Source organism: Xanthomonas sp. NCPPB 4037 (genome assembly GCF_041475695.2).
GTDB classification, from domain to species: Bacteria; Pseudomonadota; Gammaproteobacteria; order Xanthomonadales; family Xanthomonadaceae; genus Xanthomonas; species Xanthomonas campestris.
Genome location: NZ_CM191261.1, coordinates 5,020,140 through 5,044,891, shown reverse-complemented (window position 1 = coordinate 5,044,891; position 24,752 = coordinate 5,020,140). Strand labels below are relative to the sequence as shown.

The 24,752-nt window shown below is 63.7% G+C and carries 17 protein-coding genes; 8 read left to right on the top strand and 9 right to left on the bottom strand.

Going from position 1 to position 24,752, the window contains the following annotated elements; all coding sequences use genetic code 11:
• Positions 1–185: 185 nt before the first annotated feature.
• The 4 genes from ACCQ01_RS22130 to ACCQ01_RS22115 form a co-directional block, all read right to left on the bottom strand.
• Entirely contained in the window at positions 186–1,706 is a 1,521-nt protein-coding gene (locus tag ACCQ01_RS22130; RefSeq protein WP_228433637.1) for a tryptophan halogenase family protein, read from the bottom strand.
• A gap of 110 nt (positions 1,707–1,816) precedes the next feature.
• Positions 1,817–4,849 carry a TonB-dependent receptor gene (locus tag ACCQ01_RS22125; protein WP_228433639.1) on the bottom strand — a complete coding sequence of 1,011 codons (3,033 nt, stop codon included), beginning with the start codon at positions 4,847–4,849 and terminating at the stop codon, positions 1,817–1,819.
• Positions 4,850–5,186: 337 nt separating this feature from the next.
• Complete coding sequence (locus ACCQ01_RS22120) at positions 5,187–8,222, bottom strand: TonB-dependent receptor (protein WP_228433641.1); 3,036 nt, start codon at positions 8,220–8,222, stop codon at positions 5,187–5,189.
• Positions 8,223–8,386: 164 nt separating this feature from the next.
• On the bottom strand, positions 8,387–9,439 hold the full coding sequence (locus ACCQ01_RS22115) for a LacI family DNA-binding transcriptional regulator (protein ID WP_012439663.1): 1,053 nt from the start codon (positions 9,437–9,439) through the stop codon (positions 8,387–8,389).
• A 403-nt stretch (positions 9,440–9,842) separates the two neighbouring features.
• Between ACCQ01_RS22115 and ACCQ01_RS22110 the strand changes: the two genes are divergently transcribed.
• The 4 genes from ACCQ01_RS22110 (at position 9,843) to ACCQ01_RS22095 (ending at position 15,720) form a co-directional block, all read left to right on the top strand.
• Complete coding sequence (locus ACCQ01_RS22110; RefSeq protein WP_040942118.1) at positions 9,843–10,817, top strand: hypothetical protein; 975 nt, start codon at positions 9,843–9,845, stop codon at positions 10,815–10,817.
• Positions 10,817–13,486, top strand: coding sequence for a glycerol-3-phosphate 1-O-acyltransferase PlsB (gene plsB / locus ACCQ01_RS22105; RefSeq protein ID WP_011039197.1), 2,670 nt, complete (start codon positions 10,817–10,819; stop codon positions 13,484–13,486). Before ACCQ01_RS22110 ends, plsB begins: the two co-directional genes overlap by 1 nt.
• 316 nt (positions 13,487–13,802) lie before the next feature.
• Positions 13,803–14,783, top strand: a complete 981-nt coding sequence (locus ACCQ01_RS22100) for a zinc-binding dehydrogenase (protein ID WP_228433642.1) — start codon at positions 13,803–13,805, stop codon at positions 14,781–14,783.
• Positions 14,784–15,162: 379 nt separating this feature from the next.
• The gene (locus tag ACCQ01_RS22095; RefSeq protein WP_180334346.1) at positions 15,163–15,720 is read left to right on the top strand and encodes a hypothetical protein; all 558 of its coding nucleotides are present in this window, start codon (positions 15,163–15,165) and stop codon (positions 15,718–15,720) included.
• 345 nt (positions 15,721–16,065) lie between these two features.
• On the opposite strand, the gene ACCQ01_RS22090 is transcribed toward ACCQ01_RS22095, so the two are convergent.
• Complete coding sequence (locus ACCQ01_RS22090) at positions 16,066–16,269, bottom strand: YdcH family protein (RefSeq protein ID WP_167393935.1); 204 nt, start codon at positions 16,267–16,269, stop codon at positions 16,066–16,068.
• Positions 16,270–16,428: 159 nt separating this feature from the next.
• Between ACCQ01_RS22090 and ACCQ01_RS22085 the strand changes: the two genes are divergently transcribed.
• Positions 16,429–17,001 (top strand): hypothetical protein, encoded by a 573-nt coding sequence (locus tag ACCQ01_RS22085; protein ID WP_228433644.1) that lies wholly within the window; start codon positions 16,429–16,431, stop codon positions 16,999–17,001.
• Positions 17,002–17,191: 190 nt separating this feature from the next.
• Positions 17,192–17,545, top strand: a complete 354-nt coding sequence (locus ACCQ01_RS22080; RefSeq protein ID WP_011039193.1) for a ribonuclease E inhibitor RraB — start codon at positions 17,192–17,194, stop codon at positions 17,543–17,545.
• A gap of 60 nt (positions 17,546–17,605) precedes the next feature.
• Here the strand turns inward: ACCQ01_RS22080 and ACCQ01_RS22075 are convergent, their stop codons facing one another.
• The gene (locus tag ACCQ01_RS22075; protein WP_228433646.1) at positions 17,606–18,139 is read right to left on the bottom strand and encodes a lipocalin family protein; all 534 of its coding nucleotides are present in this window, start codon (positions 18,137–18,139) and stop codon (positions 17,606–17,608) included.
• Positions 18,140–18,536: 397 nt separating this feature from the next.
• Here ACCQ01_RS22075 and ACCQ01_RS22070 point away from each other — a divergent pair, with 397 nt between their 5' ends.
• Entirely contained in the window at positions 18,537–19,874 is a 1,338-nt protein-coding gene (locus ACCQ01_RS22070; protein ID WP_228433648.1) for a hypothetical protein, read from the top strand.
• An 87-nt stretch (positions 19,875–19,961) separates the two neighbouring features.
• Here the strand turns inward: ACCQ01_RS22070 and ACCQ01_RS22065 are convergent.
• A protein-coding gene (locus ACCQ01_RS22065; RefSeq protein WP_228433650.1) for an IS3 family transposase occupies positions 19,962–21,064 on the bottom strand; the annotation gives its coding sequence in 2 pieces (ribosomal slippage) (positions 19,962–20,806 and positions 20,806–21,064; 1,104 coding nt in all).
• Between the two features lie 23 nt (positions 21,065–21,087).
• On the opposite strand from ACCQ01_RS22065, the gene ACCQ01_RS22060 reads away from it, so the two are divergent.
• A complete protein-coding gene (locus ACCQ01_RS22060) occupies positions 21,088–22,254 on the top strand; it encodes an ATP-binding protein (RefSeq protein ID WP_372358910.1) in 1,167 nt (388 codons plus the stop codon).
• A 105-nt stretch (positions 22,255–22,359) separates the two neighbouring features.
• Here ACCQ01_RS22060 and ACCQ01_RS22055 read toward each other — a convergent pair whose 3' ends face one another.
• The gene (locus ACCQ01_RS22055) at positions 22,360–22,854 is read right to left on the bottom strand and encodes a hypothetical protein (RefSeq protein ID WP_228433652.1); all 495 of its coding nucleotides are present in this window, start codon (positions 22,852–22,854) and stop codon (positions 22,360–22,362) included.
• Positions 22,803–24,527, bottom strand: a complete 1,725-nt coding sequence (locus ACCQ01_RS22050; RefSeq protein WP_228433654.1) for a S10 family serine carboxypeptidase-like protein — start codon at positions 24,525–24,527, stop codon at positions 22,803–22,805. The genes ACCQ01_RS22055 and ACCQ01_RS22050 overlap by 52 nt, the downstream gene beginning before the upstream one ends.
• Between the last annotated feature and the right edge of the window lie 225 nt (positions 24,528–24,752).

The following is a 24,752-nucleotide window of genomic DNA, read 5'->3' as shown; positions in this document are numbered from 1 at the left end:
ACCCACCGCCCACCCCGCCTGCCGCCCGTCACGGCGCGCCGCTGGGCGGCAACGCCCAGCCCCATGCCGGTTGGCCGCACCCCACGGTGATCACCATTGCCTTACTCCGCGCCGCGGCGGGCGCAGCGTGAGCCCCTCGCGACGGCAACGCTGACCTTGTCTGGGCCAGGTTTGCCAACGCGCACTCACCGCATTGGATCAGCGCGGCAATAGCGGTCGATGAATTGCTGGTGGGTCGGCATGACGTCCACGCAATGGCTGATGGTCTGCGCCACGCTGGCCAGGAAGCCTTCGGCGTCGGTGTCCGGCACCTGGTCCACCAGCGGGTGATAGCCCTGCGGCAGGATGCCCTGGCCCACCATCACCTGCACCCAGCTGATTTCCGCAAACATCTCTTCGGCATTGCGGTAGAAGCGCCCGCTGTCGCGAAACAGGTCCAGCGTGGTCTGCAGCTCCGGGGTGATCGGCTGCGTGCGGCAGTGGCGCCAGAACGCGCTGTCGTCGCGTTCGGTGGCGTGGTAGTGCAGCACCAGGAAATCGCGGATGCGGTCGAACTCGAAGGCCAGCCGGTCGTTGTAGCGTTGCACCAGCACCGGGCTGATGCCCTCGCGTGGGAACAGCTCCAGCAGCTTGGAAATGCCGGACTGGATCAGATGGATGCTGGTCGATTCCAGCGGCTCCAGAAAGCCGCTGGCCAACCCCAACGCCACGACGTTGCGGTTCCAGAACTGCTTGCGTCGCCCGGTGGTGAAACGCAGCGGGCGCGGGTCGGCCAGCGGTGTGCCATCCAGATTGGCCAGCAGCGTGGCGGCGGCTTCGTCGTCGCTGATGTGTGCGCTCGAATACACGTAGCCATTGCCGGTGCGGTGCTGCAGCGGAATGCGCCATTGCCAGCCGGCGGCGCGCGCGGTGGAGCGGGTGTAGGGCGTGGGCGGGCCGACTTTTTCGCAGGGCACGGCCAATGCGCGGTCACACGGCAGCCAATGGGTGAAGTCGTGATAGCCGGTGTGCAGCGCCCCTTCGATCAACAGGCCGCGGAAGCCGGAGCAGTCGATAAACAAGTCGCCACTGACCACCTGCCCGGAGGCCAGTTGCACCGATTGCACGTGGCCGGTGTGCGCATCCAGCTGCACCTGTTCGATCAAGCCCTCGAGACGCGTGACCCCGCGCTGCTCGGCGTAGCCGCGCAGAAAGCGCGCGTACTGGCTGGCATCGAAGTGATACGCGTAGGCGATGTTGGCCAGCGGCGAATTGGCTGGCACATCGCCGGCGGAGGTCATGAACTTGCCGCGCGTGGCGGCAACGGTGTTGAGCGTGTAGGCGCCCAACGGCTGCGCCTTGCCGCGCCGCTGTTGCTTGATCCAGTACTGATGAAACGGCAGCAGCCCGAGCGGATGGCCGATCTGGGTGCCGAAGCCATGGATATACGAGGTGCCCGGCCGTTGCCAGTCGACGAACTCGATGCCGAGTTTGAAGCTGCCCTGGGTCTGGCGCACGAACTCGGCTTCATCGATGCCGAGCAGATTGTTGAAGGCCTTGATGTGCGGCACGGTGGCTTCGCCGACGCCAATGGTGCCGAGCTGCTCGGATTCGATCAGCTGCACCTTGAAGCTGGGGCCAAGCACGCGGGCGAACGCGGCGGCCGCCATCCAGCCGGCGGTTCCGCCGCCGACGATGACGATGTTGCGGAGTGGAGCGGGGATCATGATGCGTTCGATCCTGCACGAAAGAGGAAACCGCGGATAGGCGAACGGGGCCAAGCGGCCCCGTTCGGATCATGCACACGCCGACAGCGTGCACATGGATGTGCACTGCATCAGAACTTTGCACCCACTTCCAGGACGACACTGCGCGGCACATAGCTGATCTCGCCGTTATCGACCACGGTGATATCAGGCTGCAAGCGTCCGTCGCTACCGAAACTGTTGTACTGGTATTGGGTGAAGTTTTTGAAGTTGAAGGCATTCAGCACGTTGATACGTGCGTTGAGCTTGAAGTCGCCCACGACGGTGAACTCCTTGTTCGCCTGCAGATCGACGGTGCGATATCCCCAGATCTTGCCACCCAGCAGGAACTTGCCATTGCCCGGCGGGGTCACGCCCACGGCCTGGCAGGTGCCGCCATCCGGATCGGTAAAGCCATAGCAGGCGATCGTGTTGATCGGTTCTGGCGTGGCCAGCACCAGCTTGGCACCGAAGGTGACGCCCCACGGGCCATCGATCGAGCCGGACGCAACGAAACGATGCGCCGACACGGCATCCGACTTCACGAACGGGTAGTCGCGAATGGTCGCCTTGTCGAAAGCAAATGGCTCGTCGATCGTGCGGTTCTGGCGCGCGCTGGTATGGGTGTAGGACAGGTTCAAGCCCCAACCCGATTCCTTGGTGTAGGGCTTTTCGGCCGACAGCAACACCTGGCTGCTGCGCTGCTCCAGGCCGTTGTAGCCCAGGATCGTATTGCGGTAGCCCGGCACCGGCTCGCCCCAGGGCACGCTGCCGGTGGCGTCGAAGTACGCACCATTCGGGTAGCGGTTGACCAGGCTCATCACCAGACCGTCATAGGCCAGCACGCGCTGGAAGGTTACGTCGGTCAACCAGTCGCCGACCTGGTTGCTGATACCGATGCTGTACTGATCGCTGTACGGAGTCTTGAGCTTGTTCTTGAACATGAAAAGCTCGGAGCTGTCACTGGTGCCATCGATCGTATTGAGCTGATCAATACCGGTGAAATACGCCGGATTCCATGCCGTGCACGCACGGTCGTCGCGGAAGCAGCCCTGTCCGCTGGCAGCATCGCTGAAGTACACCACCACCGGCGACAGCGCAGCCTTGACCGATTCCAGTGCGAGCTGCTCGAACAGGTTGCGATCGTAAGAGCGACCGGCGCCGCCATGCAGCACCGCGCTCTCATCGCCGAAGAAGTCATACGAGAAGCCGAAGCGCGGTGCCCAGGCGTCCTTGAAGTTCTTGCGGTTGTTGCCGGTGCTGATGTAATCGGCCGCGTTGATGCCGCTGGGCAGCAGGCGGTTGGCCCACGGCTGACCCGGGTTGTCGGGGTCGTCCGAATACAGCGCGTTGATGAACGGCTGCGAGGTCACGAAGTCGGTGTAAGCCGGGGTGTCTTCATAGTCGTAACGCACGCCGATGTTGAGCATCAGCTTGTCGTTCACCGCCCAGTCGTCCTGCAGGTAGATGCCGTACTGCTTGGACGGCGACTCGACCACCGGCACCTGACCGGGATTGTCGAATGCACGGATATAGCGCACCTGGAAGGGAACCGGCGCAACACCGTTCTGGCCGACTTCATAGCTGAACTGCGGGTTGAGCGAACTGGACTCGCGCGAGGTCAGCTTGATGTCGCGATAGGTCACGCCGGTCTTGATGGTGTGCTCGCCATGCCACTCCAGCGCATTGAAGGTTAGGTCGTTCTGGAACGACCAGCCCTTCTGGCTACGCAGCTTGAAGTCTTCGCCACTGGCAGCACCGGTATTGAGGAATACCCACTGACGCGGATCGGCCTGCGTGCGATCAATGTAGGTGTAGATCGAGCCGTTGCCGACACCGCGCGGCGTCGGCACATTGCGCGAATCCTCGGTGGTGAGGATGGCTTCGTTGAACCAGCTGTCGGCACTGTGCTGCCAGCGCAGGCTGGTGCGCTTGTCCTTGTTGATCTTGTCCACCGCGCGGTCCGGCGCGTTCTGGCCGCCGACATTACTGACCTGGGTTTCGTCACGGTACTGCGTTGCCAGTTCGATGCGATCGTTATCGGTCGGCTCGAAGTCGATCTTGCCGAAGTACAGGTCTTCGGTGAACGGCATGTTGGACGCGCCGTACTGATCGCGAAGATTGGACGGCAGCAGGCCAATGAACGGCGAGGCCTCGGCACTCGGCTGCACGCTCTTGGGCGCCACGTTGTCCTTGCCTTCGTAGGCAAAGAAGAAATGCATCCGGTCCTGGATCAACGGGCCGCCGATGGCAAAGCCGTATTCCTTGGTCTGTGAATCGACCTTGGCGTCTTCTTCGTCCGGGCGCCTCTCACGTAGATCCTGATTGGTAAAGCGATAGAACGCCTCGCCATGGAACTCATTGGTGCCGGACTTGGTGGCTGCGGTGATCGCCGCACCACTGATCTGGCCGTACTCGGCCTTGTAGTTCGACGTGATCACCTTGTACTCGCCGATGGCGAGCTGCGGGAATGGATTGCCCTGAGTCTCGTCCTGGCCGGCAATACCGCCACCGGAGACGTAGCTCTTCTGGCTCACACCGTCGATATACAAATTGCTGGAACTGGCGTTGGAAGCACCGCCGCGCAACTTGGTGTTGCCGTCCTGGTCGATGGTGAACACCATGCCCGGCACAGTGTCGGCGAACTCCAGGAAGTTGCGCGTAGCCTGCGGCAACTGCTGAATCTGCCGCAGCGAAACCGTATTACCCACTTCGGAGGTCTTGACGTCACGAATCATTGGCGCGCTGACCGTCACCGTGTCCAGTGTGGTCGCATCGCCGGCCGGCGCAGCCGCCGTCTCGTTACCCAGATCGACAGTGGCACTGGAGGCCACCGACAAGGTCACCGTGCGGCTGATGCCGTTGGATTCCACCTTGTAGGTGCCCGGTTGCAAACCGACGATGGTGTAGTTGCCGTTCGCATTGACCGGCGCGCGTCGCACCGAGCCGGTGGCGACATTGGTGACGACGACTTCGCTGCCGCTCTGCGCGGAGGCGACCTGGCCGCGCAACGTGGCGTTGCTGGACTGGGCCATGGCCGGGGTGGTGGCAAACAACGAGGCGGCCAGGGCGCAGCACAACAGGCTGCGCGCGGGCAGGGTGGAGACGGTACGGTGCTTCTTCATGACTTTCCCCCTCCCAGGGGTAAAGCGCGAACCAGTGGAGTGACTGGCGCGTCGAGGTTGGTGCTTTGATGTGAGTGACACGGGAACAGCGGGCAACAGCAACAAACAACAGGCATTGCAAACAAAAGACTGCAAAAACACTTCAAAACGGGCTGCGCACGCAGCGCCGGAATCAAGGCGTGCTGCACAGCGAGCGCGTCGGCGCACCGTCGGCGATGGACCAGTAACCGTTACCAGTCCGGAACGAAGCGCTGACCATGCACGGAAATAAAAAGCGGAACTCCGGTAGCGATAGCAGCAGCCGTTCGACAGCGTGGTCGAACGGCTGCTCAAACAGTTACCAGATGATGCGGGCGCTCATGAACAAGGTGCGGGGCGGGGTGGTCATCGCGCCGTACTGGTTGATGCTCGCGCGCGGGTTGTACACACCGTTGTTTCCCCAATCGATGCTGTACTGATCGTAGTTGCGGAAGTTCAGCGCATTGATCAGATCGCCGCGCACCTGCACCGTCACCGTATCGGTGATGTGCATGTCCTTGGACAGCGACAGGTCCAGCTGGCGGGTGCCGAAGATGTCGCCGCCGGCCAGGAACTTGCCGCCGGGTGCGTCCACCGACACGATGCGGATGTTGTCCGAGGGCGGGCCGCCGTAGAGATCGTACGACACCGCCTCGTTGCGCGGCGGCACCGTGGCCAGGGTCAACTTGGCCGAGGCACTGATGCCCCAGAACAAGTCGTAGATGCCGGTGACCACCAGGCGGTGGCGCGGCACCGAATTCAGATCCAGGAACGGGTAGTTGGCGATGGTGGCGGCATCGAAGCCGTATTGATCGTCATTGCCGCGGTTGCCGCGTGCGCGCGAGAACGTATAGGCCGCCGTCAGGCCCCAGCCGCTTTCCTTGGTGTAGGCCTTGTCGGTGGACAGCAGCAACTGCGCGGTCTTGGTCTCCACGCCGTTGTTTCCGATGATCAGGTTGCCGAATCCCGGCGGCGGCTGGGTCCACGGCTGTGCACCGGCCTGGAAGAAATCGCCATTGGGATAGCGATTACCCAACGTGAGGATCAAACCGTCCTTGCTGTGGATGTAGGACACGGTGGCCGAGTTGCTCCAGTCGCCCACGCGGGTGCGCAGGCCGATCGAATACTGGTCCGAATACGGCGTTTTCAGATCGTTGTTGAGCAGGTCGATCTCGCCGTTGCGCACGCGCGCATCGACCAGCCCGCCCAGGCTGTCCGGGTTGCTGAGAAAGGCCGGATTGAAGTTGGTGCAGGTACCGGCCGCCGGTGTGCAGCCGGAGGACTCGACAAAGCGAATGGTGTACTGCGACAGCGCCGACTTGACCTGTTCCAGGCCCATGATGTCGAACAGGTTGCGGTCGTAGCTGCGCCCGGCACCACCGAACAGCACCAGCGATTCGTCACCACGGAAGTCGTAGGAGAAGCCCAGGCGCGGCGCGAAGTTGTTGTTGTCCTGTTTGCGGTTACGGCCGTTGCTGATGTAGTCGTTGATGTTCACTCCACCCTTGGCCAGCTGTTCGGCATAGGTGGCGCTGACCGCCGGGTCGGTGCCGGGGCCGTTCAATGCGGCGATCACTTCCGGCGGGGTCACGTTGTCCAGGTAGGACGGAATCTTTTCGCCATCCCAGCGCACGCCGATATTCAACTGCAACTTGTCGTTGACGTCCCAATCGTCCTGCAGGTACAGGCCCAGCTGCTTGCTGGTGGTGGTCACCGACGGCGCGGCGCCGGCAAACGGCAGATTGAAGCGCACCTGGTAGGGAATGGGCGCGGTGCCTGCGCCATCGTTGACGGCGTAGTAGAACGACGGGTTGGCCGCGGAGTTTTCGCTCTGGGTCAGCTCCACTTCCTTGTACTTCACGCCCATCTTGATCACGTGGTTGCCGTGCCACTCGATGTTGTTGAGGGTGAGGTCGTTCTGGAAGCTCGGGCCTTTTTGTCCCTTGCGCTGGATCGCCAGGCCGCTGGTGGCGTCGTCGTTGATCAGCACGTCGTCTTCGGCAATGGCGCGGGTGTACACGCTCTGGCTGCCGATGGTGTAGGCCGTCGGGTTGAACAGCACGTCTTCGTACGACACGCGTGCTTCGTTGACGTAGTTCTCGCCGAAATGCTGCCAGCGCAGGTCGTAGCGTTCTTCGGTGTTGAGGTTGATCTTGGCGGCGATGGCGGTGTTGCGATCGCCCACGCTGTCGCGGCTTTCTTCGTCGCGGTACTTGGCGGTGAGTTCCAGGCGATCGTTGGCGCCGATGTCCCAGTCGATCTTGCCGAAGTACAGGTCCTCGTTGAACGGACGGGTGACCGAGCCCAGGCGGCTCTGCACGCCGGCCGGCAAGTCGTCGCGCAGGCTGCTGAAGTTGTCGGGCACCGACACCGGATTGGCCGAGACCTCGAAGCCCTTGCCCTCGTAACTGAGGAAGAAGTGCGCCTTGTCCTTGACGATCGGCCCGCTGAAGGCCATGCCGTACTCGTCCTGGTGGGTCTGGCGCTTGTTGCCATCGGCATTGGGCGCACCGGCACGTTCGTCGGCCTGGCGCGCGCGGAAATCGGTGTTGGTGGTGCGCCCGAAGATCTCGCCGTGGAATTCGTTGCCACCGGACTTGGTCGACGCCACGATCGCCGCCGACCCCACCTGGTCGAACTCGGCCTTGTAGTTGGAGGTAATGACCTTGTATTCGCCAATGGCCAGCTGCGGGAACGGGTTGCCGGCGCTCTGCTGCTGACCGGACACGCCGCCGAACAGATAGCTCTTCTGGCCCACGCCGTCGATGTAGACGTTGACGGCCGAGCTGGCCTGCGCGCCGCCGCGGATACGGCTGTTGCCGTTGGCATCGGTCTCGAACTGCATGCCCGGCACGGTGTCGGCAAACTCCAGGAAGTTGCGCGTCAGCTGCGGCACGGTGTTGATCTGCTTCAGCGAGATGTTGGTGCCCACCTCGGAGGTCTTGACCTCCTGCAGCGTGGTGGCGGTGACCTGTACCGCGTCCAGGGTAGTGGCAACGCCGGCGGGCGCCGCGGCACTGGCGCCACTGCCGCCCAGATCCAGGCTCACCGACGAGGCCACCGACAAGGTGACGGTCTGTTCGGTGCCGGGGCCGGCGTCGACCTTGTAGGTGCCCGGCGGCAGACCCACCAGCGCGTAGCTGCCGTCGGCACCGGTGGTCGCGCGCCGCACTGCGCCGCTGGCGACGTTGGTGGCGGTGACCGTGGTTCCGGCCTGGCCTGCCGACACCTGCCCACGCAACGTGGCATTGCTGGACTGCGCCATGGCCGGGGTGGTGGCCAGCAGCGATACGGCGAGCGCGCAGCCCAGCAGGCTGCGCGCCGGCAAGGTCGAGACAGTACGGTAGGTCTTCATGGCGTCCCCCTCCCAGGGGTCAGGCGCCTACCGGCAGTCGCTGGCGTGGCGCGTGTAATGCGTTGTTTCAAGAACAGCGGCAACCAAATCAAGCAAACGGCGTAAGTTAAAAAACCATAAGAAACTGCAAAGATCGCGTGAAGATGCGACGCGGCGCACGCGCCTCAGCCACCGGATGCGCTCCGCGGCGCGCTGGATGCGCGCACGATCAGCTCCGGGACCATCTCCGACAACGCCGGCGGTGCGGCATCGGCCGGTGGCGCCGGGGCGTCCACCAGCTGCTGGCCCAGCAACAGCCGTAGCGCGCGTGCGCCCAGGCCGGCGATGTCCACACGCATGGTGGTCAGCGCCGGCAGCACGTAGCGGGCCATCGGCACGTCGTCGAAACCGGCCAGTGCGATGTCGTGCGGCACCTTCAACCCGGCGTGGCCCAGCGCGAACAGGCAGCCCAGCGCCATCATGTCGTTGGCGGCGAAGACCGCGTCCGGGCGATCGTGCTGCGCCAGCGTCTGCCCGGCGCGGTAGCCGGATTCTTCGTCGAAGTTGCCCGGCAGCACCCACGGCTGCGCCTGCGCATCCAGCGCCAGTTCGTCGCGGTAGCCGCGCAGGCGTTCGTGCGCGTCGAAGTTGTCGTCCGGCCCGGCGATGAAGGCGATGCGGCGGTGGCCGCTGTCGCGCAGGTGGCGGGTCATCACCCGCGCACCGCCGTAGTTGTCCACGTTGAGCACCGGGCGCTGGCTGGCGGTGCCGGCGCAATTGAGCAGCACCGCCGGCAGTCCGCCGGGTAGCGCGTCTTCGTGCACGCCCGAATCGCCCAGCGACGGCGACATCACCACCACGCCGTCGACGCGGCCGGGCAGGCGTTCCAGCGCCTTGCGCTGCGCCTGCGGGTCGCCGTGCGAGCTGGAGACCAGCAGGTGATAGCCCTGGTCGCGCGCCACCTGGTCGATGCCGCGGATCAATTCGGAAAAGAATTCGCCGTGCAGGTCCGGCAACACCACACCGATGGTGTGGGTGCGGCGGCTGCTCAGGCTGCGCGCGGCGTGATGCGGGATGTAGTGCAGCGCGCGCGCCACCTGCAGCACGCGCTCGCGCACCGACTCGGCCACATGCTGATGCCCGTTCATGGTGCGCGACACCGTGGCCACCGATACCTGTGCCTCGCGCGCGACATCCTTGATGGTGACGCTGCCGCTGTCCGAACGTGGCCGGCTCATGGCGTGTTTCCCCAAAGCATGCGCCAGACGACGCGCGCCAGGGGCTGGCGGACGGTCCATACGGGCAGAGCGTTCGTGGCGAACTTGCGCATGACTGACATCGGCCCCATCCGATGGCGACCTCAGAGCGAGATGGCGCGCACGCTAACAGGAACTGCAAGCGCTTACATGATGCATTGCAGCATCGGGCGAATCCTTACTCCGGCAAGGACTCCGGGCGCGGGCATGGACAACTTTGTCCGAGAAGACAATACCGGTCAGCGCCTGACATCCGGCGCCATCGTGCAGCGCGCCGCGCGTCACCACGCCGCGCACCGTACGCGCCTGCACGGAAGGCCGGTGCCTTGCCGCGGCTGCATTCAGACAGCAAGATGCGCCGATCGATCAGGGGAACATCGTGCGCATGTCGCTATCCACCGTCCGCCCAGGTCGGTTCCAGTCCGCCGGGTGGTTGCTGCTTGCGCTGCTGTGCATGGGCGGCTGCAAGCGCAGCGACCACGCCACCGCGCTGCCAGGCGCCAATGCCGAACCGGCGGCGGCGATGCAGGCCATGACCACGCCGTTGCGCCGCAACGACCTGGTCGCCTATGCGCGCATCCGGGTCACGCCCACGCAATACACCGCACTGGAAGCGGCCTGGCGCAGTGGCGCCAGCCGTTGGCCGTTGACCGAGCTGCCGCTGCCCAATGAGGTAGGCAGCTTGCTGGGCAACCTGTCTGCCCCGGATGCCGAACGCCGCCTGCAGCAGGCCTTCGACCAGCAACTGGCCGGGCAGGCGCAGGGCATCCGCCAGGCCGCGCAGTCGCTGGGCCAGTTCGGCGTGCAGTACCTGCGCAGCCGCACCGACTACCAGCCCGAGCAGCGCGCCCACTACGTGCAGCTGGTCGATGCGCTGAGCGCCTGGGCCGCCACCGCGCCGCTGGCCGACCGCCCGCGCGCCAAGGCCAGCATCGCCGAGCTGGTGGCCGCCGCGCGTGCCACCGGAATCCAGTCCGATGCCGACCTGCAGCAACTGGGCATGGAAGAGAGCCTGCGCCGGCTCGGGCCGTTCTGGGCGGCCTGCAAGAAGGTGCTGGAGCGTTACGACCTGTCGCTGGACAGCAGCCTGGATGCGCTGCGCACCGGCCTGGTCAAGCAGCAGGGCGACAGCGCCCAGGTACGCCTGCGCTACCCGCTGGCCGCGCGCGACATCGATCTCAGCGTCAGCCTGATCAAGCGTGAGGGCCACTGGTACCAGCAGCAGACCCAGGACGACGTGCAGGCCGTGTTGCGCGCAGTGCCGGCGGCGTCCCCACCCGCTGCTGCGGCGGCGCCCGACACGCCGGCGGCCACGCCCGCCCCGCCTGCCAGCACCGGCAAAGGCCCGGGTGGGCGATAATGACGGCGATGCCAGAACAGAATCCCTTGCCGTTCCCGGACGGCCAATCCGCCCCGCCCAGCCCTGCCGGCGCCGAGACCGGCGCGACGGCTGCTGCGCTGCCGCCTGCCGCGCCCGTGGCGCTGGACGCACCGGCGCCCGCCGCGCCAGTGCTCGCCCCGGCACGCGTGGCCAAACGCCCGTGGTGGGCGCGCCTGCTCGGCCGGCTGGCCGACCCGTGGCTGAGCCTGACCATCGAACCCGAACAACCCGGGCGCTACGACGACGGCAAGCCGGTGGTGTATGTGCTCGAGGATTACGGCCTCTCTAATGCCCTGATCTTGGACAAGGCCTGCCGCGAAGCCGGCTTGCCGTCGCCGCTGGTGCCGCTGCCGGGCGACCCGCTGGAGCGCAAGCGCGCCTACCTGGCATTGTCGCGGCGCAGCAGCAGCAATTCGCTGATTCCCGAACAACGCGGCGGCAAGACGCATTCCGATTCGCTGGCCAAGTTGCTGCAGGCGCACCGCGTGCGCGCCGACCTGGACGTGCATCTGGTGCCGGTGTCGATCTTCGTCGGCCGTGCGCCGGACAAGCAGAGCGGCTGGTTTGCGGTGCTGTTCTCGGAAAACTGGGCGCTGGTCGGCCGCTTCCGCCGCCTGCTCTCGGTGCTGCTCAATGGCCGCACCACCATCGTGCGTTTCGCGCCGCCCATCTCGCTGCGCCAGACCATGGCCGAAGGGCTGCCGCCCGAGCGCACGCTGCGCAAGTTGCAGCGCGTGTTGCGCACGCATTTCCGGCGCATCCGCGAGGCGGTGATCGGCCCGGACCTGTCCACCCGCCGTCTGCTGGTGGACCAGGTGCTGGCCGCCGATTCGGTGCGCGAAGCCATCGCCACCCAGGCCAAGCGCGACAACTCCAAGCCGGTCGATGCCTGGCGCAAGGCGCACGCCTATGCCTGGGAAATCGCTGCGGACTATTCCAGCCCGGTGGTGCGTTCGGCCAGCTTCCTGCTCACCCACGTGTGGAACCGCATCTACGCCGGCGTGCTGGTGCATCACCTGGACAAGCTCAAACAGGCCGCGCCAGGGCATGAAGTGGTGTACGTGCCCAGCCACCGCAGCCACATGGATTACCTGCTGCTGAGCTATCTGTTGTATGAGCGCGGCATCGTGCCGCCGCATATCGTGGCGGGCATCAATCTCAACCTGCCGGTGGTGGGCACGCTGCTGCGCAAGGGCGGTGCGTTCTTCATCCGCCGCAGCATCCGTGGCAATGCGCTGTATTCGGCGGTGCTCAGCGAATACGTGGCGCAGCTGGTGGCTGGCGGTTATTCGATCGAGTACTTCGTCGAAGGCGGGCGCTCGCGCACCGGCCGCTTGTTGCAGCCCAAGGGCGGCATGATCGCAATGACGCTACGCGCGTATCTGCGCCAGCCGCGCAAACCGGTGCTGTTCCAGCCGGTGTACATCGGCTATGAAAAGCTGATGGAAGGCAACAGCTATCTGGACGAGCTCACCGGCCGGCCGAAGGAAAAGGAATCGATCTGGGGCCTGCTGTGGTCCATCCCCAAGGTGCTCAAGCAGAACTACGGCCAGGTGGTGGTGAACTTCGGCGAGCCGATCGCGCTCAATGACGTGCTGGCCAAGCACGCGCCGGAATGGAATGGCGAACCACTGCCCGACGATGAAAAGCCGACCTGGCTTGCACCGGCGGTGGACACGTTGGCCACGCAGATCCAGACCCGCATCAACTGCGCCGCCGACGTCAATCCGATCAACCTGCTGGCGCTGGCCCTGCTGTCCACGCCCAAGCATGCGATGGGCGAAGCCGATTTGATCGCGCAGATCGAGCTGTGCAAGAAGCTGCTGGCCGAAATGCCGTATTCGGACCGCGTCACGGTCACCCCGCATACGCCGGCGCGCATCATCACCCACGCCGAAGAGATCAACGTGCTCACCCGCGTCTCGCACCCGCTGGGCGATGTGCTGAGCGTCAGTGGCGATACCGCGGTGTTGCTGAGCTACTTCCGCAACAACGTGCTGCACCTGTTTACCGCCTCCTCGTGGGTGGCGTGCTGCTTCCAGAACAACCGCCGCATGAGCCGCGCCGGATTGTTGCGGCTGGGCCGCACGGTGTACCCGTTCCTGCAGGCCGAGTTGTTCCTGCCGTGGAGCGAGGACCGCTTTGCCGAACGCATCGAGCAGACCATCGACATGTTCGTGCGCGAGGGCTTGCTGCTCAATGTCACCGATGACGATGGCGGCATCCTGGCGCGCAACACCGGGCAGACCGACGAAGTGTTCCGCCTGCGTGCGATCGGCCATTCGCTGCAGCAGGCGTTCGAGCGCTATTACATCGCCATTTCGGTGCTGGTGAAGAACGGCCCCGGCGTGCTCGGTGCCGGCGAGCTGGAAAGCCTGTGCCAGCAGGCCGCGCAGCGCCTGAGCCTGCTGTACGCACCGGCCGCGCCGGAGTTCTTCGACAAGACCCTGTTCCGCAGCTTCATCCAGAAACTACGCGAACTGCGCCTGGTGTGGCCGGACGAGAACAGCAAGCTGATGTTCGACGAGCGCCTGGATGCGTGGGCCAAGGACGCCAAGTTCATCCTCGGCCGCGAGCTGCGTCACACCATCGAACGCGTCAGCCCGGAAGCGGCAAAGCCGGATGTGGTGTCACCGCCGGCTGAGTAAGACGGCGGTACAAACGCCATCGTCTCCTGCAGTACGTGAGGGTGGGCCAATGGCAGGGCACGTGTAGGTAGGCGCAGACGCGCAAGGTGCTTCCCTTCTCCCCCGGGAGAAGGTGGCCGAAGGGCGGATGAGGATCGGCCTGCACGCAAATCCTCCGGCGCTGCAGCAAAGCATCCTCACTACGCGCGCATGCCAGAACTTCACACAGCAGTTCCGTTCGCTTCATCCCTTCCTTGCAGCCCTGCCGATAGCATCGCGCCACCGTTCACAACGATCGGGCGCGTCGCAGCAAGAGCGTGCCCGGCAGGAGACCTCCATGCGCGCAGCCATCCATACCCAATTCGGCGATCCGGCCAAGGTGCTCGAACTGGGCGAGCGCCCCACGCCTCAGCCAGGCAAGGGCCAGGTGCGCGTTGCGATGCGGCGCGCGCCGATCCACAACCACGACCTGTGGACCGTGCGTGGCAATTACGGCTACAAGCCCGAGTTGCCGGCCATCGGCGGCAGCGAAGCGGCGGGCGTGATCGACGCCCTCGGCGAAGGTGTCGAAGGCCTGCAGGTGGGCCAGCGCGTCGTCGCAGCCGGCGTGCACGAAAGCTGGGCCGAATACTTCCTTGCCGACGCCTCCGGCGTCGTCCCGCTGCCCGACGCACTCGACGATGACCGCGGCTGCCAGTTGATCGCCATGCCGCTGAGCGCCCTCATGCTGATCGAATCCTTGCACGTCAAAAAAGGCGACTGGATCGTGCAGAACACCGCCAACGGCGCGGTCGGCAAGACCGTGGCCATGCTCGCCGCCGCACGTGGCATCAACGTGATCAACCTGGTGCGTCGCGACGCCGGCGTGGACGAGCTGAAAGCGCTGGGCATCGGCAACGCAATCTCTACCGCGCAAGCAGGCTGGCAGGACAAGGCGCGCGCGCTGGCCGGCGACGCACCGATCGTGCGCGCCATCGATTCGGTCGCCGGCAGCGCGGCCGGCGAGTTGATGGCGCTGCTGGCCGAAGGCGGCGAGTTGATCTCGTTCGGCTCGATGACCGGCGAGCCGCTGCAGATTTCCAGCGGCGATGTGATCTTCAAGCAGGCCAGCGTGCGCGGCTTCTGGGGCAGCAAGGTTACGGCCGCCACCAAGCCCGAGGACAAGCGCCGCATGATCGGCGAACTGCTCAAGGCCGCCGTCGATGGCAGCCTGGCTCTGCCCGTTGAAGCCGTGTTCGATCTGGAAGATGCCGCCAAAGCCGCCGCCGCAAGTGCCGAACCGGGACGCAGTGGCAAGGTGCTGTTACGCGCGAGCTAGGGCAAGAGAGCGGGCTACTCTAGGAAGCTTGCCAATGTTCACCATCAGGCAGATCTACGAGAATCGCTTTGAAGTTCTCTATTTCGCTGGCGCGCCGCAATCGCCCATTGGTGTGTTTTAACGTTCGAATACGTACTAGACGGAGTTGATCATGGGACTGTGTGTATCCAAAAATTCGACGAGTGTTTACGGCGGCGATTCGTCCTCCGCTGCTTCAACTAGCCCGATGCCACAAGGTGCGTCAGCGAGTCCGACCCAAAGCACGCGGTCTTCGGTACTTGGTGGGTTATCGCTGCGCTCGACGGCAGCGCGTACGTCGCCTTCTCATTGGTCCTCCATCCGGACCAGTCTCCGTGTGAGTGACCCGAGGGATAGTCGTTTGACGAGAGCCATTCACGTGCTTGGTGATCTCTACCGCAGTTCGCCTACATTCAGGGCTGTGGCAGAAAAAGTTCGGGACGAAGGAGGGGTTGACATTCGCGAGGGGAACGTCAACGTCGCGTCAACGGATTTAACCAATCGCGCCATTCTCCTTTCGCCGCAAACGTTGTCAAATGCCGGGAGTGGAGACGGACCGTCCCTGGTCAGCGCGCTGGTGTTCGAAATGAATAATCTGGCCCGTAGTTCCGAAGCAGAGGCCGTTTACGGCCTTGCCCAATACGGCGCATTCAATGCTAGCAGCTATGCGCGAGAGCTCGAGCGCATCGAATACAACACCAGCCTGTCGAGCGCCCAGATCTTTGAGGAAGCGCGTGGCGCATTACGCGCCCATGGAGAGGGCGATCACCCTGACCGCTGGTTTCTTCAGGAGCATCCTCAGAGCGGAGCTCTGGAACCGATGTACAGTTCGTTTGAGGATTCGCTTGCATATCAGTACGAGATTCAACACGCAACCGCTTACGAAAGCGAGTTCCAGCGATTCTTCAATAACGCGTGACCGGCTTCAGATCCAAGGCAGGAACCACAGAAAGTTGGTGCATCGCGACCTATCTTTTGAGAAGGTTACGAAGGCCTTGGCGAAGATCGCGCAGGCCCGCCACGCTGTTTTATTAGCCCCCACGGACATATGAGCGCAGCGAAAGAATGGTTCCGGATGAACTGCGTACAAACGGACTCGACCTTCCGCCCCCAGACGTTTCAACAACAGGTGATGGTGGCTGGCGACACAACTGCTTTTTCCACCTGTCCTGGAGCGCCCGCGCCGTAAGCGGGGCCGGGCGCGCAGCGGGGGCAAGTGAGCCCACCACCGCAAAGCAAGCCCAAGCAACCGCATGCATAAACCTCACGCCGGCTCGTCAGGCACCAACTCCATCTCTAGCCGCGTAATGCAGTCCTTGAGATGCAGCTTGCGCTTCTTCAGACGCTTCATCTGCAACTCGTCCTCCACGTTCGCAGGCACGCGCTGGATCTCCTCGTCCAACGCGCGGTGTGCGCGTCGCAACTCGGCGATCTGCTCGGCAATCTCGGCGGGTGAGAGGGTTTCCACGGCTCCGAGCATACACAAACCGATGCCGGCTGCGTCACCCGCCGCGCTTGCCAAGCTGCCCGAGGCTGCGACAATGCCTGCGCGCCGTTGGGGAAACGGCGGCGCGCCTGATCCCCTCATTGCCGCGCGGCCATTGCCGTCGAGAAAGGAGTCTTTACGATGCTTTTGCGTTCTTCCCTGCTGGCCCTGAGCCTGCTCACCGCCTCCACCCTGGCCACCGCGGCCGACGTCGCCAAGTACGACGGTTTTCTGTGCTGCAACCTGCGCACCGACGGCAGCTGGATCAGCGACAGCAACTACGCCGAAGACGGCAAGCGCGTGCTTGCCGTGGGCACCCCGGTCAGCGTCACCGGCTTTGGCCGCAACCGCGTCAACCTCAAGATCGCCGGCGAGAAGCAGTCCATCGGTAACGACTACAGCCGCGACCTGGACAACACCGCCTTCGCCGCACGCTACGTGGTCACCGCCGACCCCAAGCTCAAGCTGGCCACCTTCCCGCCCAAGATCCGCCAGGCGATCAACGATGGCAAACTCACCGGCGGCATGACCCGCGAACAAGTCCTGATGGCGGTCGGCTACCCGATCAGCAGCGAGAACCCGAATCTGGAAGCCTCGCTGTGGCGCTACTGGCGCGATAGCTTCTCGGAATATCAGGTGCAGTTCGGGCCCAGCGGCAAGCTGGTCAAGGTCACCGCCGACCCGCAGTTGATGAATCTGGTCTGGATTCCGTAACGTCATCAAGGTGGTCGCGCCTGGCGCGGCCACCTGCGTTGCACTCACTACCGCGGCAAGCGGTTGGTAAAACGGAAAGCGGCTGGTTGCACGATCCAACGCCCGGCGCTTTGCGGCACTGGCTCAGACCGCACACCAGCCAGGCGCTACGATGCGCGTTCGGCAACCGGCCTCACAGACTGAAGCAACCATGCAGCGAAACCCTGACCTGTATCCCAACGACGATAACGGCGACACCCTCTGGCACATCGCCCAGCAAGGGGTGGATCTTTCCAAGCCGCGGGAGATTGCGTTTTCCGTGGTCTTCCCGACGAAAGAGTCGGCGTTGGAATTTTCCGTGACGCTGCTGCGCTTCGAGCAGAAGGTGCGCTGCTGCCACTACGCAGAAAACACGGCATTTCCCATGGATGTCACGGTGTATCCAACCATGGTGCCGTCGTACAAGGCGATTTCGGCGTTCGAGGAAGAGCTGGCCACCGAGGCCAAGCCTTTGGGCGGCTTGAACGATGGATGGGAATTTTCTGTGGACACGAAAGACGCCTGACGCATTCGGCCGGTTCGGAGGACTGCACAGCGTGCAGACCCTCCATCGCGCGGCTGGGTGTCAGCGCACTGACTGCGGGACGCGTCGTAGCTGGCTCACGTCGTAGCCCATGGCCGCGATGCGCCCAACGGCCTGCTGGTAGTCGGCGTCGGAGACCTGCGGCGTGCGGGCCATGTACCAGACGTAATCGCGCTTGCTGCGCGCCACGATGGTCTGGGTGTAGTTCGCATCGCGCCAGGCAATCACGTACTCGGCCTTGAACGGCCACAGAAACTGCATGCTCCAGAGCGCGCCGTTGCCGTCCGGCGCGACCTGGCCGACCGGGTGCATGGACTTGAGCGGCGCCTGGAAGCTGCCCTTGCGGAAGGTGAAGGTGGTCTGGATGCGGCCATCCGGTTGCAGCGCGTACCGCTCCACTGCGTCAAAGGCCTTGCGTTCCGGCCGGGTGGGAATGTGCGCGATGACGTACCAGTCGCCCATGAAGCGCGGCACGTCAACGCTGTCTGCGCGGGGCAATGCGGGACGCGGCTCGCTGCCGCTTGCACTCCCACAGACTGCGAGTGTCAGTAAGAACAGCATCGAACCCTGCCGCATGGCAACCTCACCCAAGAGAAATACGTTCCTAGGCCTACGTAGCAACGATGCGTCTGGATGCATAGCGGTGCAAGGTTTCGCTCATGAAGGGCTGGATGCCTATCCATGCTGGGAGTTGCGTTCGAACAGGTGATGTTTCAATGCGACCCCGAATGGCACTGGCTCCAGTAACGCGCAGGCATTGCTGCCACCCCGCTGACACCGGTGGTGGCCTTGGCGCGTCACCAGCGTTGCCCAAGCTGCAGCGCGATGGTTTACTTGCTTTGGGGAATGGGTAAGTACGCCATGCGTTATGCGGGCCAGATCTGACCTGTGCAGGCTTTTGTCATTAGCTGCGCTCCGCATATGGCCGGAACACCAGGATATCTACAGTGGAGAACGATCCGTGAGAAAAATAATGCAACTAGCGCTTGTACTAGCGCTGGCATCGGCTGGTGCCGCGCAGAGCGCAGCGCCAGATGACTTCGCCTCTCGCGTTGGCAAGGTGGCTGAAAAGTACGAGAGTCTGGCCGAATCGCCTGAAGCAGATCAACTGATAGAACAGGGCAAAAAGAGTCAGGTCAATGCGCGCTTGAAGACGCTAGTGCCGGACAACGAAAAAAACGTAGTGGATTACTTCGTCCTGTCGAACCTGCTTTATAGGTCGGACATCCCTGCAAGCGATGCGTATATGAAGATTGCAGAGAAAGGGGCGCCGGACAATCCGCTCATTTTATTCGAGCGTGCGATGCATGAGCATCGTGACGGACAATGTGCCGCAGCACTTCCTCTCTATGAGAAAGCCGGCGCATTGTTAGAGGGGCGCCGTCGTCCGGTTGCGCTGTGGGCATATGTCACGTATTGCCGCCTCGTGCTTGGCGATGCGACCGGTGCGATCAAGGCGTGGGAAAAGGTGGACTTCCGGGAAAAGCACACAGCCATCGAAAAAGCGATGTACGAGATCTTCTCCAAGACCGACCCGGATGCTGACCGAGAGCAGCTGATTCAATCCATTCATGCCGGTGACGCCGGTGCGGTCTGTAAGCTCGTCAAGCTGGACAAGAACTGGGAAATCGACTGGTGGAATACGAAGGAACAGCCCGATTTTCTGATGCACGACCTTGCGTTGATAAACGGCTTGGCTAAAAACAACAAGTCAATGCAACTCGCTGCAGGACTATGTGTCGAGGCAGTCAAGCTTGAGGACGCGGCTTTCAAAGACTACGTGTCTTCGGCGGGCTATTGGGGCAATGGCTACGCACTTCCGCAAGATCCGGCTGCAACATACAGATTAATCAGTCAACTTAGCCAACGCAAATTAGCGACAGCTGCGCAACTCCTGGAGCATTACGGCGCCCAGCTGGAAGCGCGACATCAGCAGAGCCCTGGCGATCGCTGGACACTGGATGTGCTCGCTTACCTGTACAGCGCGAATGACCACAAGGCCAAGTTGAAGGCCCTGGATCTGTACGGCTGGAAGACGCTCCACATTGAGAACTATGCGTTGAGCTATGTCAGGGGGCTTGCCGAAACGGATCCTGGCTATAAGAAAGTGGTGGCTGACGCTGCACGCGACTTCCCGCACAGTACCGAGCTGCAACGGCTCAACCTTCGCCTGCACAGTGAGTCCAGTGACAAGCTGGACTATCTGATGCGTTATGTGGCATCGCAGTTCCCCAACGTCAGAGAGCATTTGACTGGACCCTACCGGCTCAACGACTTCATGTCTGCGTTGAAGAGCGAGAGCACGCATTGATCGTAACGTTGGGGCGCACTGAACTTGCGTTCGTGCGCCTTCGATCAGTTGCCAGCGACGTCCCCCCGCCCTGAGTAGCGGCCTGGTTTAGAGTCCGGGGTTGATGATATCGGTGTTTGCCAGATGTTGAGCATAAGCAGCCGGCGTCATGCCGCCGATTGCTTTCTTGGGTCGGTCCTCGTTGTATTCGCGTCGCCAGCGTTCGATTTCGGTGCGCGCGTGCAGTAACGTCGGGAACCAGTGCTCGTTGAGGCATTCGTCGCGCAGTCGGCCGTTGAAGGATTCGACATAGGCGTTCTGGTTCGGTTTGCCTGGCTGGATGAGCCGTAGTTGCACATCACGGGCATGCGCCCAGGCGACCATCGCCTTACCGCAAAACTCCTTGCCATTGTCAGTGCGGATCACCTTCGGCAAACCGCGACTGTGCGCCAGTCGGTCCAGCACGCGCGCAACGCCGTGGCCCGAGATCGCGCGCTCCACCTCGATGGCGACCGCTTCGTGGGTTGCATCGTCCACGATCACCAGACACTTGATCACCCGCCCTTCGGCGGTGCGGTCGAACACGAAGTCCATCGACCACACCTGGTTGGCCTGCGCTGGCCGCAGCAGCGGTTGACGCTCGCCTATTGGGACCTTCTTGCGCTTGCGGCGGCGCACTTGCAGCTGCTGCTCGCGGTACAACCGTTCCACACGCTTGTAGTTCACGATGCGTCCTTCTTGCCGCAATTTGAGATAGATCATCCCCACGCCATAGCGGCGATGGCGATGTGCCAACGCACAGATGCGTTCGCGCAGTTCGCCATTGCGATCTTCGCGCGGGCAATACCGCAGTGCACTGGCGCTCATGCCGATCACTGCCAACGCACGACGCTCGCTGGCACCACGCCCGATCCATTCGCGCACCAGCGTCCGACGCGCCGGTGCGCTTACCACTTTTTTCGCAGTGCATCCTTGATCAGGTCGTTCTCGAACAGCTGCTCGGCCAGCAACTTCTTCAGCCGCGCGTTCTCGGACTCAAGCTCCTTGAGCCGCTTGGCATCGGGCACGCTCATCCCGCCGAACTTGCTGCGCCACAGGTAGTACGAGGCCTCGCTGAAGCCATGCCGCCGGCACAGGTCCTTGATGGCGACGCCGCTTTCGGCTTCGCGCAGGAAGCCGATGATCTGTTCTTCGGAAAAACGCTTCTTCACGTCCAATCTCCTCGGGGTAGGGAATTGGACTCCAAACTGAGGCGCTACTCAAAATTGGGGGGACGTCGGGCCAGCTCACCGGCGGGCTGGCGCACGACTTCAACAATCTGCTGGCCGGCATTTCCGGTGCGCTGGAAGTGATGACGCTGCGCCTGAAGCAGCAGCGCTTCCCGGAGTTGCCGCGCTATTTGGGGATTGCGCAGAGCGCCACCACCCGCGCAGCGGCCTTGACCCACCGCTTGCTGGCGTTTGCGCGGCGGCAGACCTTGTTGCCCAAGCCGACCAACGTCAGCCAGTTGATCGCCGATATCCTGGAGCTGGTGCAGCGGACGGTGGGCCCGGGTATCCAGGTGGACTACACCCCCAACGCCGCGCTATGGCCCGCGCTGGTGGATGCCTCGCAGCTGGAAAACGCCTTGCTCAACCTGTGCATCAATGCGCGCGATGCCATGCCCGATGGCGGGCGGCTGCACATCGAGACCGGCAACCACTGGATCGACCACGACCTGGCACGGCAACTGGGCATGCGTCAGGGCCCGTACCTGTGGCTATGCGTCGGCGATACCGGCACCGGCATGCCGCCGGACGTGGTGGCGCGCGCGTTCGACCCGTTCTTCACCACCAAGCCGCTGGGCGAAGGCACCGGGCTGGGGCTGTCGATGATCTATGGCTTTGCCAAGCAATCCGGCGGGCAGGTGCGGATCCAGTCGGAAGTGGGCAAGGGTTCCAGCGTATGCCTGTATCTACCGCGCCACCTGGGCGATGCAGTACAGCCCGATGCCCATGCCGACCCGCTGCAACTCACGCCCACCGATGCCGACGAGACGGTGCTGATCGTCGACGACGAACCGTCTATCCGCCTGCTGCTCGGCGAGGTGTTGCAGGAGTTGGGCTATACCGTCGTCGAAGCCGGCGACAGCATGGCCGGCCTATGCCTGCTGCAGTCGGACGCGCGCATCGATCTGCTGATCAGCGACGTGGGCCTGCCCGGCGGCATGAACGGCCGTCAGATGGCCGACGCCGGCCGCGCCCACCGCCCGGGGCTCAAGGTACTTTTCATCACCGGCTTCGCCGAAACCGCCTTGCTGGACGACCGCCACCTGGAAGCGGGTATGGCGGTGCTGACCAAGCCGTTCAGCGTGAGCGTGCTGACCGCGCGGGTGAAGGAGCTGATCGCCGCGCAGGCGTGAGTGCGCCGACATACGCACTCACCTGCGCTGCGACATCCTGCGTCGCGACCGTTGCAGCGTGCGTCCATGGCAGGCGGCGTTGGTTGCCGGTTGCAGCGGTCTGCATCATTTGTCGCGGCGTCGATCGCGCAAGTACGCCTCGACATCCTGCAGCGTGACGCGCCCACTGCCGCTGCGATCGATCTGCTCGAAGTGCGTGGCGACAAACCCGAGCCCGCGCGCTTGTGCCTGCTGCTTGGTGAGCGCATCGCCATGCGCCAATGCACCGTCGACGCCGAGCGTGCTGGAGATGCGCTGTTGCGCCTGATCTTCCAGGGTGTCGCCGGTGCTGTCCGTGCGTACCGTTTCCACGCCGGCGTGTCCAGTAGGCATGAAGGGGCCGTCGATCCCTCCGTGGCGGGCGGTGGTGGTTGTGATGGACGCGACGCGTTGCGGCGGCAACGCTTGCGCCCCGACGGTGGTTGCCAACACGGCGAGCATGGCAGTGGAGTAACGGACGCAGCGGAGCAGGCGCATCAGAAGTTCCTCACGATGGATGAGCGGAGCGATCATGGCGTTGCCGTCGCAGTAGCGGCATCGACGTTGCGATTGTCCGGCCATGGCGAATCCAGCAAGGCCAGCGGCACCGCATCGGCGATCGGCGCGTTGGCGTAGTAAGCGGTCAGGTCGGCTTGCAGCTTCGGGCGCGAGGTGTCGTCGAGATAGATCATGTGGCCGCCCGCGTAAGTGGCCACCTGCACATCGGCATCGAGATTACGGATGGTGCGCAACCGCGCGAGTTGCTTTTCGGTGCTGTAGAACGGCGTTGCAAGATCGTGATAACCGCTGACCGCAAACACCTTGAGCGCCGGATTCAGGCGCAGCGCCCCCAGCAGGTCTGGCAGGGTATCGGGCAGGAGCCGGCCCGCGTGGCGGAAGTCCCAGAGGTTGATGATGTCCATGTTGAGCGAGGTGTAGGTCGCGTTGGGCGCGCTATACCCCAGATAGTTGCGGAATTGCTGGGCCAGCGCATTGGCCAGGGGGCGGTCGATCAGGATGTCGGACGGGTCGCCATCGTCCTTGAGCCGCGTGTCGCTGTTGGGCAGGCGCACGCGCCCGTCGTAGCGGCCGATGGTCGTGCCGGGCAGCAGGCCTTGATTGAACGAGGCCAACGAGAAGTAGCCTTGCAAGGCCTGCGTGGTCAATCCGGACAGTGGCCGCCACCGCGCCAGCACCGCTGCACCGGGCTGCACCGGCTTGCCCAGGATGGTTGGAAACCCGTACTGACTGAGCACCCAGGTCGGCCCGTAGCGCTGAAACTCCGAGTGCACCACGCTGACGAACGCGCGCATCTGCAGCGCATAGAACTCATCGCTTGCGCTGACCTCGGTCTGCTTGTGGTACGCGGCAACCGCGGCATAACTGGGAAAATAGCCGCCGATGGTGTCGCCGCTGTATTTCATGCCTTTTGCGTAATCCGGGTAATACAGCCCACCGCTCGCAATCGTGTCGGCGTAGTAGTTCAGGATCGACGACTGCAGCACGATGCCGCGCAGACGTACCCCGGCCGATTCCAGCGCCAGCGCCAGCATGGCCGAGCGGGTGGTGCCATAGGATTCGCCGAACAGATACAGCGGTGCGTTGGTGCGGCGATTGAACTGCAGGTAGCGCTGGATGAAGTTGCGCATCACCTGCACATCGGCATCGCTGCCCCAGAAGGTGGCGTTGGTGTTGGGCAAGATCGCCTGCGACAGGCCGGTACCCGGCGGGTCGATAAACACCATGTCGGTACTGGCGATCAGGCTCTCGGCATTGTCCACCATCGGGTAGTTGGGCCAGCTACCGAAGTCGGGCGCTGCGGTGGCCATGCGCTTGGGTGCGAACGAGGCCAGATGCAACAGCGAGGCCGACGCGCCAGGACCACCGTTGTAGAAAAACGTCAGCGGCCGCGGTTTGCCGTTGCGTGCCGGCGCGGTGTAGGCCACATACGACAACGTGGCCTGCGGTTGCCCGGCAGCATCGCGCGCAATCAGGTGGCCGGTACGCACGCTGTAGGCCACGCTGCCCTGCTTGCCGCGCCACAGGTAATGCATCAACGCGGAGCGCTCGTTGGCGATGCTGGCATCCAGCCCGGCATCGGCCCTGGCCGAATAGGCGATGCGATCGATATACGTGGTGTTGGCACTGGCCGCCTGCACTGGCTGCTGCGCGCCAACGCACAATGGGACTGCCAGCAACAGACCAAACAGCAGGACGAGCGGGTGTCGCACGGTACCGGCGTTGCGCTGGGACATGGTGCACCTATGGCAGAGGGAGGCGCTGCGGGGGGTGTGGCGATCACACGCACTCCACTGCGCACCGCCATTGCAGACGTGCGTTGCAGCCGGCATGTCATCCCAAGGTCGTGATGCAGCGAGCGGATCAGACCTGTGCTCAGCTTGTGGAGCCGGCAGGTCGCCTCAGGCACCGGGATGCGAAGCCACGGCACTGCCAGCGAAGGGGAAATTGTCCTGGCCAGC

Excerpts from the sequence above, each read along its gene's own strand:
- ACCQ01_RS22130 (WP_228433637.1), bottom strand. The coding sequence starts at position 1,706 with ATGATCCCCGCTCCACTCCGCAACATCGTCATCGTCGGCGGCGGAACC.
- ACCQ01_RS22125 (WP_228433639.1), bottom strand. The coding sequence starts at position 4,849 with ATGAAGAAGCACCGTACCGTCTCCACCCTGCCCGCGCGCAGCCTGTTG.
- ACCQ01_RS22120 (WP_228433641.1), bottom strand. The coding sequence starts at position 8,222 with ATGAAGACCTACCGTACTGTCTCGACCTTGCCGGCGCGCAGCCTGCTG.
- ACCQ01_RS22115 (WP_012439663.1), bottom strand. The coding sequence starts at position 9,439 with ATGAGCCGGCCACGTTCGGACAGCGGCAGCGTCACCATCAAGGATGTC.
- ACCQ01_RS22110 (WP_040942118.1), top strand. The coding sequence starts at position 9,843 with ATGTCGCTATCCACCGTCCGCCCAGGTCGGTTCCAGTCCGCCGGGTGG.
- plsB (WP_011039197.1), top strand. The coding sequence starts at position 10,817 with ATGACGGCGATGCCAGAACAGAATCCCTTGCCGTTCCCGGACGGCCAA.
- ACCQ01_RS22100 (WP_228433642.1), top strand. The coding sequence starts at position 13,803 with ATGCGCGCAGCCATCCATACCCAATTCGGCGATCCGGCCAAGGTGCTC.
- ACCQ01_RS22085 (WP_228433644.1), top strand. The coding sequence starts at position 16,429 with ATGCTTTTGCGTTCTTCCCTGCTGGCCCTGAGCCTGCTCACCGCCTCC.
- ACCQ01_RS22080 (WP_011039193.1), top strand. The coding sequence starts at position 17,192 with ATGCAGCGAAACCCTGACCTGTATCCCAACGACGATAACGGCGACACC.
- ACCQ01_RS22075 (WP_228433646.1), bottom strand. The coding sequence starts at position 18,139 with ATGCGGCAGGGTTCGATGCTGTTCTTACTGACACTCGCAGTCTGTGGG.
- ACCQ01_RS22070 (WP_228433648.1), top strand. The coding sequence starts at position 18,537 with ATGCAACTAGCGCTTGTACTAGCGCTGGCATCGGCTGGTGCCGCGCAG.
- ACCQ01_RS22055 (WP_228433652.1), bottom strand. The coding sequence starts at position 22,854 with ATGGCCGGACAATCGCAACGTCGATGCCGCTACTGCGACGGCAACGCC.
- ACCQ01_RS22050 (WP_228433654.1), bottom strand. The coding sequence starts at position 24,527 with ATGTCCCAGCGCAACGCCGGTACCGTGCGACACCCGCTCGTCCTGCTG.